Here is a 14,104-nt window from a genome sequence, read left to right on the forward strand (position 1 = left end):
AGGAACACGCACTGGCATGCACCGGGCCCTGACTTTGACGCGGCGGCGTATCGTCAGCAGCATTCCGGTGCTGCTCATCGTCATTATTGGCACGTTTCTGCTTCTGGAAGCCGCACCGGGCGATGCGGTGGATGCCTATCTCTTGTCATTGGGCGGGGGCGATGCGGGCCTCGTGGCGGAGCTTCGCCAGAGCTACGGGCTCGACCAGTCGCTTGTGAAACGGTTGATACTTTATGTGGGCGCGCTGCTGCGGTTCGATCTTGGCTGGTCAGTGGCCTTCGACCGGCCGGTTCTCGACCTGATCGCGGAGCGACTGCCCAACACGCTGTGGCTCATGGGAGCGGCGACGGCGCTTGCCTTCTCGCTTGGCTCGCTTCTGGGCATTGTTGCCGGCGCGCGGCCGGGCAGCCTGACGGACCGGGCGCTTTCAATTGGGTCGCTGGCGCTCTACGCGGTTCCGAGCTTCTGGCTCGGCCTTGTTCTGGTTCTGGTGTTCGCGGTCGCTCTGCGCTGGTTTCCCACGGCGGGCATCGAAACCATCGCCTCCGGCAAGACGGGGCTGGCGCGCGTGGCCGACATTGCCTGGCATCTGGTGCTGCCGGTTTCCGCGCTCGGCTTCATTTACCTGGCACTTTTCCTGCGCATGATGCGAACCGGCATGGCGGAAGCCTGGCGGCAGGATTTTGTGCTTTTTGCGCGCGCCAGGGGGCTGGCGCGGCGGCGCATCGTGCTGCGCCACGTGGCGCGCAATGCGCTTCTGCCACTGGTCACCATGCTCGGCTTGCAGGCGGCGGCCATGCTGGGCGGCAGTGTGGTGGTGGAAAGCGTGTTCGCCATTCCGGGGTTCGGGCGGCTTGCGCATGAAGCGGTTTCAGGTCGCGATGCGCCGCTTCTGACCGGCATCATCATTGTCAGCGCCGTGCTCGTGATCGTCGTCAATCTTCTGGTGGATATTGCCTATGCGGCGCTCGATCCGCGCGTTGGCAGCGGGGAGGCGTCGTCGTGAACCGCGTTGCGGGCCGACTCATGCGTTCGCCCGAAGGGGTGGCGGGGTTTTGTCTTCTGGTGCTGCTTGCCGCCATGGCGCTTGCAGCGCCGCTTCTCTTTCCGGGCGATCCGCTGGTGATTGTCGGGCGACCTTTGACCGCGCCTTTCACCGATCCGGCGCTTCCGCTTGGCACGGACCGGCTGGGGCGGGATGTGGCTGCGGGCCTGATGCATGGCGCGCGGACGTCGCTTCTGGTCGGGCTTGCCACGGCGCTGGTCGCACTTGCCGCCGGGGCGCTTGTCGGCACGGTTGCCGGGCTTGCCGGCGGGCTGGTGGACGAGGCGCTGATGCGGGTGGTCGATGCGTTTCAGATCGTGCCGGGCTTCCTTCTGGCGCTTGCCTTTGTCAGCGTCACCGGGGCATCGCTGCCGGTGATCATTCTCGCCATTGCCCTTGGCGCGTGGACCGGGCCGGCGCGACTGGTGCGGGCGGAAGTCCTGTCGATCCGCGAGCGCGACTATGTGGCGTCGGCGCGGGTGATCGGCATGCACCCGGCCGAGATTGCTTTGCGCGAAGTGCTGCCCAATGCGCTGCCGCCGGTTCTGGCGCTCACGGCGGTGATCGTCGCCACGGCGGTTCTGGTGGAGGCGGCGCTTTCGTTTCTCGGGCTTGGCGATCCCAATGTGGTGACCTGGGGCTCGATGATCGCCGAAGGGCGCAATGTGCTGCGCACCGCACCGCATCTTTCCATCGTGCCGGGGCTGGGCCTCGTGGCCACCGTGCTCGGCGTGTATCTTCTGGGCGAGGGGTTGGCGGATGCGATGGCGGGCCGTGAGGCGCGCGGATGAGCGCGCCGCTGGCCGAAATCCGGGGCCTCTCCGTCTCCTACGGGCGTGACGATGCGCGAAGCTTTGCGCTTCAGGACGTCGATCTCGATATTGCCAAGGGCCGCCGGCTGGCGGTGATCGGCGAAAGCGGATCGGGCAAGAGCACACTGGCGCTGGCGCTCGCCGGGCTACTGCCGCCGCAGGCGCGGATTGAGGGGGCTATCGGCTGGCCGGGTCTTGCGCATCCGCCCGTGGCGGGACGCGATATCGGCATGGTGTTTCAGGACCCCGGCGGCAGCCTCAACCCCGTTCTGACCATTGGCGAACAGGTGGCGGAAGGCGCGGTGCGTCATCTGGGGCTCGACTGGCGCGCGGCACAGTCGCATGCGCTGGCCCTGCTTGAGCGGGTGCGCATTCCCGATCCGCAGGCCGCACTTGGGGCCTATCCGCATCAGTTTTCCGGCGGGCAGCGCCAGCGCATCGCCATCGCCGCCGCCATTGCGGCAAAGCCGGGGCTGCTGATCGCCGACGAGCCCACAAGCGCGCTCGACATGGTGGTGCAGGCCGAGATCGTGGCGCTACTCGACGATCTGGTGCGCGAGGCGGGCATGACACTGGTGTTCATCACCCACGACATTGCGCTCGCCTCCGGCTTTGCCGACGACATTGCCGTGTTTCAGCGGGCGCGGCTGGTGGAGAAAGGTCCGGCGCAGGCGGTTCTGACGAAGCCGACGCATGCCTATACGAAACACCTTCTTGCCGCGCAGATCGATTTTTCAACACCGCGCCTGATCGACGGGGCGGCCGATGCCTGAGCCGCTTCTCGTTGCGCAGAACCTTTGCAAGACCTTCACCAGCCGGGGGCGCAGGGTGACCGCGCTTGACGATGTGAGCCTGACGCTTGCTCCGGGCGAGACGCTGGGTCTGGTGGGCGCGTCCGGCAGCGGCAAGTCGACGCTCGCGCGGGTGCTACTCAGGCTGTTGGCGGTCGACGCGGGGGCGGTGCGGCTTCTCGGCGAGGATTGGCTTCAGCTTCGCGGGCAGCCGCTGCGCAGGCAGCGCCGGGCGATCCAGATGGTGTTTCAGGATCCGCTTGCGGCCTTCAATCCGCGCGCGACGATCGGCGGAGTGCTGGCGGACCCGCTGCGCATCCACGCGCTTGCGGACCGTGCGGCGCGCCCGGTGCGGGTGGGCGCGCTTCTGGAGCGGGTCGGGCTTCCCGCAAGCTATGCCGCGCGCGGCGTCCATGAAGTGTCGGGCGGCGAGCGCCAGCGGGTCGCCATCGCGCGTGCCTTGGCTGCGCGCCCCTCGCTGATCGTGTTCGACGAGCCGGTTTCCGCGCTCGACCAGTCGATACGTGGAGAGATCCTGAAACTCATCACTGATTTGCAGAAAAGCGAAGGCCTCTCCTACCTCTTCATCGCGCATGATCTCGCTGTCGTGCGTCTTGTTTCCCACCGGGTGGCTATCATGGAGAGCGGCCGTATTGTCGAGACGGGTCCGACTTCGCAAATCATCGACAGCCCGCAATCGCCGGCGGGGAGGTCGCTCGTGGCGGCGGTGCCACGGCTGGAGTTTCCTCGCGCTCAATAGGCTGAGGGCAACCGCATATCGCGGGTTGTGCAGTTGTTGCGCCATGCCGCTATAGTGATGCCGAAACGCACAACTCGCGCGAGCCCGGAGTCATCGTTCATGACGATCCGCAATCTTGAATTCGCCGCCCGTCCACGCTCCGTTGCCGTCATCGGTGCTTCAAGCAGGCCCGGCGCCGTCGGTCATATCGTCATGCAGAATCTGCAGGACGGTGGGTTTGACGGCGAGATCTGGGCGGTCAATCCGAAATACAGGGAAGTGGCAGGCCGGCGCTGCTATAAGCGCGCCGCCGATATTCCGGGGATCCCCGACATCGCCGTCATCGTCACGCCTCCGAAAACGGTGCCGGGCATCATCACCGAGCTCGGCGGGAAGGGAACACGCACCGCTGTCGTCATCACAGCCGGGCTGACACGGGAAAACGGGTTGCGTCAGGCCATGCTCGACGCGGCAAAGCCATATCTGTTCCGGATCATCGGGCCGAACACGGTGGGGCTGATCGTGCCGCCGATGAATTTCAACGCCAGCTTCGCGCATATGCAGGCAAGGCCCGGCGGGCTGGCGCTGCTTTCGCAATCGGGTGCGATTGCCACGTCGCTCGTGGACTGGGCGGCGGCGGAAGGCGTGGGCTTCTCGCATATCGTCTCGCTGGGCGATATGGCCGACGTGGATGTGGGCGACTATCTGGAAATGCTTGCCGGCGACGGGCGCACGCGCGGCATTCTCATGTATCTCGAAACAATTCCCAACCCGCGCAAATTCATGACCGCCGCCCGGGCGGCGGCGCGGTTGAAACCGGTGATCGCCATCAAGGCAGGCCGTCACGCGCAGGCCGCACAGGCGGCCGCGACGCACACCGGCGCCCTTTCGGGTGCAGACCGCGTGGTGGAGGCGGCGCTGCGCCGCGCTGGCATTCTGCGCGTGCTCGATCTTGGCGAACTGTTCGATGCCGCGGAAGTGCTAGCCCGCTTCCGCCCGCTGCAGCGGGCCCATGTGGGCATTGTCAGCAATGGCGGCGGGGCCGGTGTTCTGGCGGTGGATCGGCTCAACGATCTTGGCGGCACGATGGCGGAGTTTTCGCCCGAAACCATCGCCCGTCTGGACCGGGCGCTGCCGCCCAACTGGTCGCATTCCAACCCCGCCGACATTATCGGCGACGCGCCGCCGGAGCGTTACAGCGAGGCGGTTCTTGCGGTGGCCGACGATGCGGACACGGACGCCGTTCTTGTCTTCAATTGCCCGACGGGGCTTGCCTCGCCCTCCGATGCCGCCCGTGCGGTCGCGGCCCTTGCCGACCGGGGCAAGATCAACGGCAAGCCGCTGATCACCTGCTGGCTGGGCGAGGAGACCGCGCGCGAGGGGCGGCGCATCCTGCAGGAATCCGGCATTGCCAATTTCAGCACGCCGTCCAGCGTCACGGCGGCGCTTTCCTATCTGGGTGAATGGTCCCGTGCCCAGAAGGCGCTGACCCGTGTGCCTTCGAGCCGCAGCGAGGATGTGCAGGGAGACCGCGAAAGCCTGCGCGCCATCCTTGAAAAGGTCGCTGCCGAAGGCCGTCGCATGCTGACGGAGCCGGAGGCCAAGGCGGCCATTGCTGCCTACGGGATTCCCGTGCCTGAAACCGTGATTGTCGAGACACCAGAAGCTGTGAGTGAGGCCACTGCACGCTTGCTCGAAAGCTCGGAAAGGGTTGTCGTCAAACTTCTTTCCAGAACCATCACGCACAAATCGGATGTCGGCGGCGTGGTGCTTGGCCTCAAGACGCCGGAAGCGGCGCAGAAAGCCGCCGAGAACATCATGAAGCGGCTGGACGATGCGGGCATGGCCGACGGGCTTGAAGGCTTTGCCGTTCAGCCCATGGTGGTGCGCAAACACGCCCATGAGCTTATCCTCGGTGTCAGTCAGGATCCGATTTTCGGGCCGGTGGTGATGTTCGGTGCGGGCGGCACGGCGGTGGAGGTGATGGAGGATACGGCCATTGCGCTGCCGCCGCTCGACGATGTGCTGGCCGGCGACCTGATGGCGTCGACCCGCATAGGCAAACTGCTGGCCGGATACCGCGATCGTGCGCCCGCCGACAGCGATGCGATTGCTGGCGCCCTCAACGCCGTGTCGCAGATGATCGTCGATTTCCCCTGCATCAAGGGCATGGACATCAACCCGCTGCTGGCCGATGCCGACGGTGTCGTGGCGCTCGATGCGCGCATAGAGATCGAGCCGGCGGAAATCGACCGCAAGGGTCCGAACCCGGATCTTGCCATCCGCCCTTATCCGGATGGCTGGGAAAAGGATGTAAACCTCGAGGGGCACCGCTACCATCTGCGCCCGATCAAGCCGGCGGATGTGGCGCTGTTTCCGGATTTCCTGGCGCGCGTTTCGCCGGAGGATATCCGGTTCCGCTTCCTCGCGCCGCGCAAGCACTTTCCAGACGAAATGCTGGAACGGCTGACCCAGCTCGACTACGAGCGTGACATGGCCTTCATCGCGCTCAGGGAAGAGGATGGGGAAATGGCGGGCATTGGCCGTCTTTCCGCCGATCCCGACAAGGAGATCGCCGAGTATGGCCTGCTCGTGCGCACTGATCTTCAGGGGCACGGGCTTGGCTTCGCGCTGCTGAAACAGCTCATCGATTATGGCCGGGAAGAGGGCATTGGCGCCATCGAGGGCATTGTCCTGAGCGACAACACCAAAATGCTCGCCATGTGCCGCGATTTTGGCTTCGTGGTGAAGGACAGCGGCGAGGCCGGCGTGACAACGGTGGTGCTGGAGCTCTAGGCAGACCCACTGTAGCCCCTCACCCGTCTGGCGGATGAGGGGTGTTTGACAGCGGTCAAACGTCAGATACAGGCTTCGAACAGCGCCTTCGTGTTGGCAACGGTGAGCTTCACCGGGTTGCCGCCGGCACTCGGATCCTCCAGTGCCATGGCCACCATCTCATCGATGCGGTCCGTTCCGACGCCCATTTCCCCAAGCCTCTCAGGGATGCCGAGCTCTGCGCGAAGGCCCATGACGAAATCGAAGAAACCATCGAACCCGCCCGCAATGCCCAGATAGGCGGCAGCCGCATCGATGCGTTCCTCGATCTCCGGCCGGTTGAGTTTCAGCACAGCCGGCATCACCACCGCATTCGTGGTTCCATGGTGTGTGTTGTAGATCGCCCCGACCGGGTGCGACACCGCATGGATGGCGCCGAGCCCTTTCTGGAAGGCGACCGCGCCCATGGCGGCTGCGCTCATCATCTGCGCACGGGCTTCCAGATCGCTTCCGTTCTGATAAGCCCGGGGGAGATATTCCTTTACCAGACGAAGTCCTTCGAGCGCGATGCCCTGGCTCATCGGGTGGTAGAAGGGTGAGGAATAGGCCTCCAGACAATGCGCAAAGGCGTCCATCCCCGTGCCGGCGGTGATGGCCTTCGGCATGCCAACCGTGAGTTCCGGGTCGCAGATGACCACGGAGGGAAGCACTTGGGGATGGAAGATGATCTTCTTCACATGGGTTTCGGAGTTCGTGAGAACGCCGGCGCGACCCACTTCCGAGCCGGTGCCGGCTGTCGTGGGAACGGCCACGTTCGGTGCGATTTTCGATGCATCCGCGCGGGTCCACCAGTCGCCAATGTCTTCGAAATCCCACACCGGTCTAGTCTGGCCCGCCATGAAGGCGATCAGCTTACCGAGATCGAGACCGGAGCCGCCGCCAAAGGCGACGACGCCATCATGACCGCCATCCCTGAAAACCTTCACGCCGGCTTCGAGGTTCTTGTCGTTGGGGTTGGGGTCGACGTCCGAGAACATGGCCCGGCCAAGGCCCGCGGCCTCCAGAATGTCGAGCGCGTTCTTCGTGATGTCCATGCCGGCAAGGCCGCGGTCGGTTACCAGAAGCGGCTTTGAAATGCCGGCTGCCTTACAGGCTTCGGCGAGTTCCCTGATGCGCCCTGCGCCAAACCGTATAGCGGTGGGATAGGACCAGTTTCCTTCGAGCTTCATGCCTGTTTCTTTCTCATGTGGTAGGATTTCGGGCGGGTCAGATTGTGGTAGCCGATTTCGGAAAGCGCGCCGCCGCGCCCGGTGTTCTTACAGCCGGTCCAGCAAAGGGCCGGGTCGAGATAGTCGGCGCGGTTCATGAACACGGTGCCCGTTTCGATGTCTGCACCGATAGCCGCCGCGCGCTCGGGATCGGATGTCCACAGCGAGGCGGTCAGGCCGAACTCGCAATCGTTCATGAGGTCGAGTGCCTCGGTATCGTCCTTCACCGGCATGATGCCCACGACAGGGCCAAAGCTTTCCTCGCGCATCACGCGCATCTGGTGGTTCACGTCGATCAGGATCTGCGGCATGAGATAGGTGCCGCCATCATCTTCCGGGAAGGCTTTCGGATCGACCAGCGCCTTTGCGCCCTGCGCCAGCGCGTCTTCGGTCTGGCTGCGCACTTCGGCCGCAAACCGCTTGTTGGCCATGGGGCCGATGGTGGTTTCGGCGTCCAGCGGATTGCCGAGTTTCAGCTTGCCCACCCAGTCCACGGACTTCTCGACAAAACTGTCGAAATGCTTCTCCGCGACATAGATGCGTTCGATGCCGCAGCAGCACTGGCCGGCATTGAACATTGCGCCGTCCATCAGCACATCGACGGCCCAGTCGATGTCGGCATCCTCCATCACATAGGCGGGATCCTTGCCGCCGAGTTCGAGCCCGAGCCCGGTGAAGGTGCCAGCTGCGGCGCGCTCGATGGCGCGTCCACCGCCGACGGAGCCTGTGAAATTGATGAAGTCGAAGGAGCGCTTCCCGATCAACTTTTCAGTACCGGCATGGTCAAGGAAGAGATTGACGAACAGCTCTTCGGGAATGCCCGCTTCATGGAAGGCGCGCACGATGCGCTCACCCACGAGCAGCGTCTGCGTGGCGTGTTTGACGGCAACGGCATTGCCGGCGATGAGGGCGGGCACGATGGTGTTCATGGCCGTCATGTAGGGGTAGTTCCACGGCGCGATGACGCCGACCAGCCCGTGGGGAACGCGTTCGATGCGGCGCGCGAAGCTTTCCGAATCCTCCAGAACGATGGGTGCGAGGGCACGCTCGGCAATCTCCGCCATATAGGCGGAGCGCTCGTTCATGCCGCCGAACTCGCCGCCATAGCGCACCGGGCGGCCCATCATGTGGGCAAGCTCCGGCACCACTTCGTCTTTCATCTCGTTGAGGCGGGCAACGCCGGCATTCACCAGCTTGATGCGCTCATCGAGCGGACGTGCGGCCCAGGCCTTTTGAGCATGGCGGGCATTGGCGAGAAGCCTGGCCGCCTTGTCGGGGTCCATCACCGGGCGCTCGGCAAAGACCGTGCCGTCGATGGGGGAAATGCATTGCAGGGTTTTCGTCATGTCATGCTCTCTCAAAACCGCGCCTGACCTCCCAGTCGGTGACGCGGCGATCATATTCGGATTGTTCCCAGCGGGCTGCGTGGACATAATGATCGACAACGTCGTCACCAAAGGCCGCACGCAGCATTTTTGAACCGTCGAGCGCGGTGGCGGCATCGCGCAGGGTTTTGGGGATCTCGCGGATCCCTTCGCCCTCATACGCGTCGCCGACAAAGGCCGGCTCCAGCTCTTTCTTGTTTTCGATGCCATCAATGCCTGCCGCGATCAGGGCCGCGAAGGCAAGATAGGGGTTCAGGTCGGCGCCGCCGACCCGGCATTCCACACGCACTGATTTCGTGTCCTCACCGCAGACGCGGTAGCCCGCCGTGCGGTTGTCGAACGACCAGATCGCCTTGGTGGGGGCGAAGGTGCCGGCGGCAAAGCGCTTGTAGGAATTGATGTAGGGCGCGAGGAAATAGGTAATTTCGCCGGCATGGGCGAGCAGGCCCGCCATATAATGTTTCATCATGTCCGACATGCCGTGCTCGCCCGAGGGGTCGAAGAAGAGCGGCTTGCCATCGAGCGTCCAGAGCGATTGATGGATGTGCGAGGAATTGCCGGCTGCCTTGTCGTCCCATTTGGCCATGAAGCTGATGGCGCGGCCGGCCTTCCAGGCGATTTCCTTGCAGCCGTTTTTCACGATGGCGTGGCGGTCGGCCATGGTGAGCGCGTCGGTGTATCGGACATTGATCTCCTCCTGACCGGCATCCGCCTCGCCCTTGGAGTTTTCCACCGGCACATCCGCGCCGTTGAGGCCGTTGCGGATCGCCCGCATCACATCCTCCTCCTTGGTGGTCTGGAAGATGTGGTAATCCTCATTGTAGGCGCTGATGCGCTCCAGCCCGCGATAGCCTTTCGCTGCGGCTTCCTCGAATGTGTCGCGGAAGAGGAAGAATTCCAGTTCCGAGGCCATCATCGCCTTCATGCCCATGGCGTCCAGCCGCGCGACCTGCTTTTTCAGGATGGCGCGTGGCGAATGGGGCACGTCTTCATGGGTGTGGTGGTCGAGCACATCGCATAGAACCAGCGCCGTGCCTTCCAGCCAGGGAATGCGCCGCATGGTCGAGAGGTCTGGCTTCATCGTGTAATCGCCATAGCCTGCCGACCAGCTCGTCGCGCGATAACCCTCGACCGTGAACATCTCCATGTCGGTGGCGAGCAGGTAGTTGCAGCTATGGGTTTCCTCGAATGCGCTTTCGAGGAAGAAATCCACATGGAACCGCTTGCCCATCAGGCGCCCCTGCATGTCGACCAATGCCACGAGCACCGTGTCGATCTCGCCGGCTTCCGCTGCCGCCTTGAGGCTTTCCAAAGTCAGTTTGCCCGCCATTCAACTCGTCCTGTTGGTGGTTTTGGATATGGCCCCGGCAATGACGCCGGGGCCATGATTTTGTTCTGATCAACCGTAGCGATAGGGAGGACCGGCCTTCTGCATGAGCGTGCGGTAGTCGCGCAGGATTTTCACCACACGCTCCTTGCGCCCGCCTTCGGCAGCAATCTCGTCCCAGAATTTTTCCGCCTCGGCTTCCACCGTCGCCCATTCGGCGTCGGGGATGGTGGTGAGTTCCATCTTGCCGCCATTGACGCGCAGATCCGCTTCGCCGGCCCAGTACCAGTGCAGGCGATAATAATGCGAGGAGTCCATCGCCAGCCGGAAGAGCTGTTTGAGATGATCCGGCACCTCGTTCCAGCGGTCGGAATTGGCGAAGAAGGAGCCAACCCAGGCACCGCAGATATTGTTGGTGAGCAGATAGGGCGTCACGTCAGCCCAGCCCACCGTGTAATCCTCGGTGATGCCCGACCAGGCGATGCCGTCGAGCTCGCCCGTCTGCACGGCAACTTCCACGTCTTCCCATGGAAGCGTGACGGGCACGACGCCGAAGCGGGAAAGGAACTTGCCGGCTGTCGGGAAGGTGAAGACACGCTTGCCCTTCAGGTCTTCAAGGCTCTTGATGGGTTCCTTGGTGTTGAAGTGGCAGGGGTCCCAGGAGCCGGCGGAGAGCCATGTCACACCCTCCACCTCGCCATAGGCCTCTTCCCATATCTCGGCCAGGCCATGCTTGTAGAAGAGCGCCTGCACATCGAGCGAATAGCGCGTGGCAAAGGGGAAATAGCCGCCGAAGACCGACACATCGACCGGCGCCGCCATGGAATCGTCGTCCGACTGCACGGCGTCGATCGTGCCATTCTGCATGGCGCGGAACAGTTCGCCCGTCGGCACCAGCTGGTCGGCATAATAGAGCTCGATTTCCATCTCGCCATTGGCCGCCTTGTTGAAGGCGTCGATGGCCGGTTTGACGACATGTTCGGCAAGGGCAGCGCCGGCATAGGTCTGCAGCCGCCAGCGGATCGGGCTTTGCGCATGAACATAGGGCGTTGCAAGGGCCGTGGTTCCGGCTGCTGCCGCCGATGCCATGCCCGCTTTCTTGAGAAAGTCGCGTCTGTTTTGCATCTTCGTTCACTCCTCTGGTTGTTGTCCCGGTCGTTGTTGCCGGGCATTGCCGCAGGCTGGTTCTGGTCGTCACCTCCTTGGTTGTGTGGTTTCAGCGCGCATAGACATGCTCCGGGAGCCATAGCGCGATCTGTGGGAAGGCCATGACAATGATCAGCGCGAACACCATGACCGCCACGAAGGGCACAATGGACCGGTATATGTCTCCGAGCTTGATTTCCGGCGGCGCCATGGCCCGCATCAGGAACAGATTGTAGCCGAAGGGCGGGGTCATGTAGGCGATCTGGCAGGTGATCGTGTAAAGCACGCCGTACCAGATGAGGTCGAAACCGAGCAGCTTGACAAGCGGCACGTAGAGCGGCGCGACGATGACCAGCATCGCCGTGTCGTCCAGAAACATGCCCATGATGAGATAGGAAAGCTGCATCAGGATCAGCACTTCCCACGGCGACAGGCCGAGCTGATCCAAGAAGAATCCCTCGATGGCCCTGACCGCGCCCAGACCGTCAAACACCGCGCCGAAGCACAGCGCGGCCAGGATGATCCACATGAACATGCACGAGACGGAAAGCGTCTTGCGCACCGTGTCGTGGATCACCTTCAACGTGAGCCGGCCACGGATGGCGGCGGCGGCGGTCGCCGAGACGGCGCCGATGGCAGAGCTCTCGACAAGGCTGGTAACGCCCATGACGAAAAGCCCAGTCATCAGGAAGAAGATCATGAAGGGCAGAATGCCGGCCGACAGGAGCTTGAGCTTTTCCGACATCGGGATGCGGCGCTCTTCGGCAGGAAGCACTGGCCCGAGATTGGGCTGCAGCCAGCACCGCACCGCGATGTAGAGAATGAAAAGCCCGGCCATGAGCAGGCCCGGAAACACGCCTGCAAGCCAGAGCTGGCCGACCGGCTGGCGCGCGATCATGGCGTAGAGCACCAGCACCACGCTGGGCGGGACGAGAATGCCGAGCGATGAGCCGGCCTGAATGACGCCGGTCACCATGATCTTGTCGTAGCCGCGTCTGAGCAGTTCCGGCAGGGCGATTGTCGCACCGATGGCCATGCCGGCGACGGAGAGGCCGTTCATGGCAGAGATGACCACCATCAGCGCGATCGTGCCGATGGCAAGCCCGCCGCGCACGGGGCCGAACCAGACATGGAACATCTTGTAGAGATCGTCGGCAATGCCCGATTCCGAAAGCATGTAACCCATGTAGATGAAGAGCGGCAGCGTCAGCAGCGCGTACCATTTCATCAGCTTCATGGCGGCGGAAAAGGCGATTTCGGATCCGCCCGTGCCCCATAGCAACAGCGCGAAGGCCACGGCGATGAAGCCGATGGCCCCGAACACGCGTTGCCCCGTCAGGAGGAGGCCCATCATGCCGGTGAACATGAGGATTGCTGTCAGTTCATAGCTCATGACAGCTCCTCCCCGCGTGCCCGCGCGATATCCTTGAAGAGCTGGGCAACGGCCTGAAGCAGTGTCAGCGCGATGCCGATGCACATGATGATCTTGATGGGCGCCATGTAGGGCGACCAGGCCGAATAGCTGGTCTCACCATACTTCAATGCATAGGAGGTGGAAGAAAAACCGCCATAGAGCAGAAGCGAGAGGTAGAAGATCAGGAACAGAACGGTGATGGAATCGACAAGCGCCTTCGTGCGGGGCGACCATCGGGCATAGATCAGGTCCATGCGCACATGCGCGTCGTTCTGCAATGCCCAGCCGCCGCCGACCATGTAGTAGGCAACCATGGCAAACTGGGCCATTTCAAGCGTCCAGAGCGGCGGAATAGCCACGGTTTTCATGATCGACGAATAGAGCAATATGCCGATCATCAGGAAGATCATGTACATGACCACCAGGCCGACATAATGATTTGTACGATCGATCAGCCGCACATAGCGCCTTATGGCATTCGGCATCGCTTCCCGTCTCCCATTTTATCTCCTCTGTCTTCCCGCTCTGGTTCTGCGCCGGCCTTTTCTTGTCAGGCTTGTTGTGGTCCGGCTGCGTGTATGTCGATGTGAAAGCGCTCCAGTGTCGTCTCAAGCAGCTTTGCTGTACGCTTTGCCCATTCATCCTGTCCCTGTTCCGTATCGATCAGATCGCTGCAATACTCGATCATGACGTTGAGGAGGCCGTTCTGGACTGCGTGCAGGCGCAGAGTGTGTGTCACACCATCCTCCGGCCCGTAGGGATAATTGCGCATCGCATTGGAGATGCCTTGCTCTTCTGCCAGCTGCAGCATGGCATCGGCGAGCCGGCGGTCCCGGTCGTGCAGAAGCCCGATCGCGCGATGCCGGGCGATGCCGAAATAAACACGGGTGAAGGAATGGACTGTAACGATGACCGGTTGTCTGGATGGAGCCGTCCGTGCTGCGATGAGCTGCGCAAGGGCCTGACGAAAAGGCTCGTAAATCTCTGTGACACGCTGTCTGCGCGCTTCGTCGGAAAGATTGCGATTTCCGGGGATGGCGTGAATCTCGCTCCTCTCCGGGATTGCATCCTGCGCATCCGGGGGACGGTTGCAGTCGTAAACAAGCCTTGAGAAGCGCTGATGGATGAGGGGAGCATCCAGAAGTTCGGAGAGTTTTCGAGCTATGGCCAGAGCCCCAATATCCCAGGCTGCGTGGCTGGTTAGCGTCTCAGGTTTTGCTCCGAGATCGGAAAGGGTCCGGGGAATGGTGCGAGAGGCGTGTTCACAGACGAGAATGACCGGCGACCGCCCATCGGTACGCTCGATCTCGAATGGTTCGCCCTCGGATGGATCAAGCAGCACTCTGACCATCAAACCTCCACACACCCGCCCGCGCCCCTGCGGTTTATCTGTAATATTGAT

General features: G+C 63.0%; 12 protein-coding genes. 5 read left to right on the forward strand and 7 right to left on the reverse strand.

Going from position 1 to position 14,104, the window contains the following annotated elements:
- The first annotated feature begins 16 nt into the window (after positions 1–16).
- The 5 genes from H7H48_RS07135 (at position 17) to H7H48_RS07155 (ending at position 6,183) form a co-directional block, all read left to right on the forward strand.
- Complete coding sequence (locus H7H48_RS07135; protein WP_229448303.1) at positions 17–1,006, forward strand: ABC transporter permease; 990 nt, start codon at positions 17–19, stop codon at positions 1,004–1,006.
- A gap of 20 nt (positions 1,007–1,026) precedes the next feature.
- On the forward strand, positions 1,027–1,836 hold the full coding sequence (locus H7H48_RS07140; RefSeq protein ID WP_229449207.1) for an ABC transporter permease: 810 nt from the start codon (positions 1,027–1,029) through the stop codon (positions 1,834–1,836).
- Positions 1,833–2,630 (forward strand): ABC transporter ATP-binding protein, encoded by a 798-nt coding sequence (locus H7H48_RS07145; RefSeq protein ID WP_229448304.1) that lies wholly within the window; start codon positions 1,833–1,835, stop codon positions 2,628–2,630. Before H7H48_RS07140 ends, H7H48_RS07145 begins: the two co-directional genes overlap by 4 nt.
- Complete coding sequence (locus H7H48_RS07150) at positions 2,623–3,408, forward strand: ABC transporter ATP-binding protein (protein ID WP_229448305.1); 786 nt, start codon at positions 2,623–2,625, stop codon at positions 3,406–3,408. The genes H7H48_RS07145 and H7H48_RS07150 overlap by 8 nt, the downstream gene beginning before the upstream one ends.
- A gap of 99 nt (positions 3,409–3,507) precedes the next feature.
- Positions 3,508–6,183: a bifunctional acetate--CoA ligase family protein/GNAT family N-acetyltransferase gene (locus H7H48_RS07155; RefSeq protein WP_229448306.1), complete on the forward strand. Its 2,676-nt coding sequence runs from the start codon at positions 3,508–3,510 to the stop codon at positions 6,181–6,183.
- Positions 6,184–6,245: 62 nt separating this feature from the next.
- Here the strand turns inward: H7H48_RS07155 and H7H48_RS07160 are convergent, their stop codons facing one another.
- From H7H48_RS07160 to H7H48_RS07190, 7 genes are all read right to left on the reverse strand, one after another.
- Positions 6,246–7,391, reverse strand: a complete 1,146-nt coding sequence (locus H7H48_RS07160; RefSeq protein ID WP_229448307.1) for an iron-containing alcohol dehydrogenase — start codon at positions 7,389–7,391, stop codon at positions 6,246–6,248.
- Complete coding sequence (locus H7H48_RS07165) at positions 7,388–8,776, reverse strand: aldehyde dehydrogenase family protein (RefSeq protein WP_229448308.1); 1,389 nt, start codon at positions 8,774–8,776, stop codon at positions 7,388–7,390. The genes H7H48_RS07160 and H7H48_RS07165 overlap by 4 nt, the downstream gene beginning before the upstream one ends.
- Position 8,777: 1 nt before the next feature.
- Positions 8,778–10,145 (reverse strand): glutamine synthetase family protein, encoded by a 1,368-nt coding sequence (locus H7H48_RS07170; RefSeq protein ID WP_229448309.1) that lies wholly within the window; start codon positions 10,143–10,145, stop codon positions 8,778–8,780.
- A gap of 69 nt (positions 10,146–10,214) precedes the next feature.
- Positions 10,215–11,267, reverse strand: coding sequence for a TRAP transporter substrate-binding protein (locus tag H7H48_RS07175; RefSeq protein ID WP_229448310.1), 1,053 nt, complete (start codon positions 11,265–11,267; stop codon positions 10,215–10,217).
- Positions 11,268–11,358: 91 nt separating this feature from the next.
- Entirely contained in the window at positions 11,359–12,681 is a 1,323-nt protein-coding gene (locus tag H7H48_RS07180) for a TRAP transporter large permease subunit (protein WP_229448311.1), read from the reverse strand.
- Positions 12,678–13,187 carry a TRAP transporter small permease subunit gene (locus H7H48_RS07185; RefSeq protein ID WP_229448312.1) on the reverse strand — a complete coding sequence of 170 codons (510 nt, stop codon included), beginning with the start codon at positions 13,185–13,187 and terminating at the stop codon, positions 12,678–12,680. The genes H7H48_RS07180 and H7H48_RS07185 overlap by 4 nt, the downstream gene beginning before the upstream one ends.
- Positions 13,188–13,252: 65 nt before the next feature.
- On the reverse strand, positions 13,253–14,053 hold the full coding sequence (locus H7H48_RS07190) for an N-formylglutamate amidohydrolase (RefSeq protein WP_229448313.1): 801 nt from the start codon (positions 14,051–14,053) through the stop codon (positions 13,253–13,255).
- Positions 14,054–14,104: the final 51 nt, after the last annotated feature.

The sequence above is a fragment of the Nitratireductor sp. B36 genome (genome assembly GCF_020833685.1).
In the GTDB taxonomy this organism is placed as follows: Bacteria; Pseudomonadota; Alphaproteobacteria; order Rhizobiales; family Rhizobiaceae; genus Nitratireductor.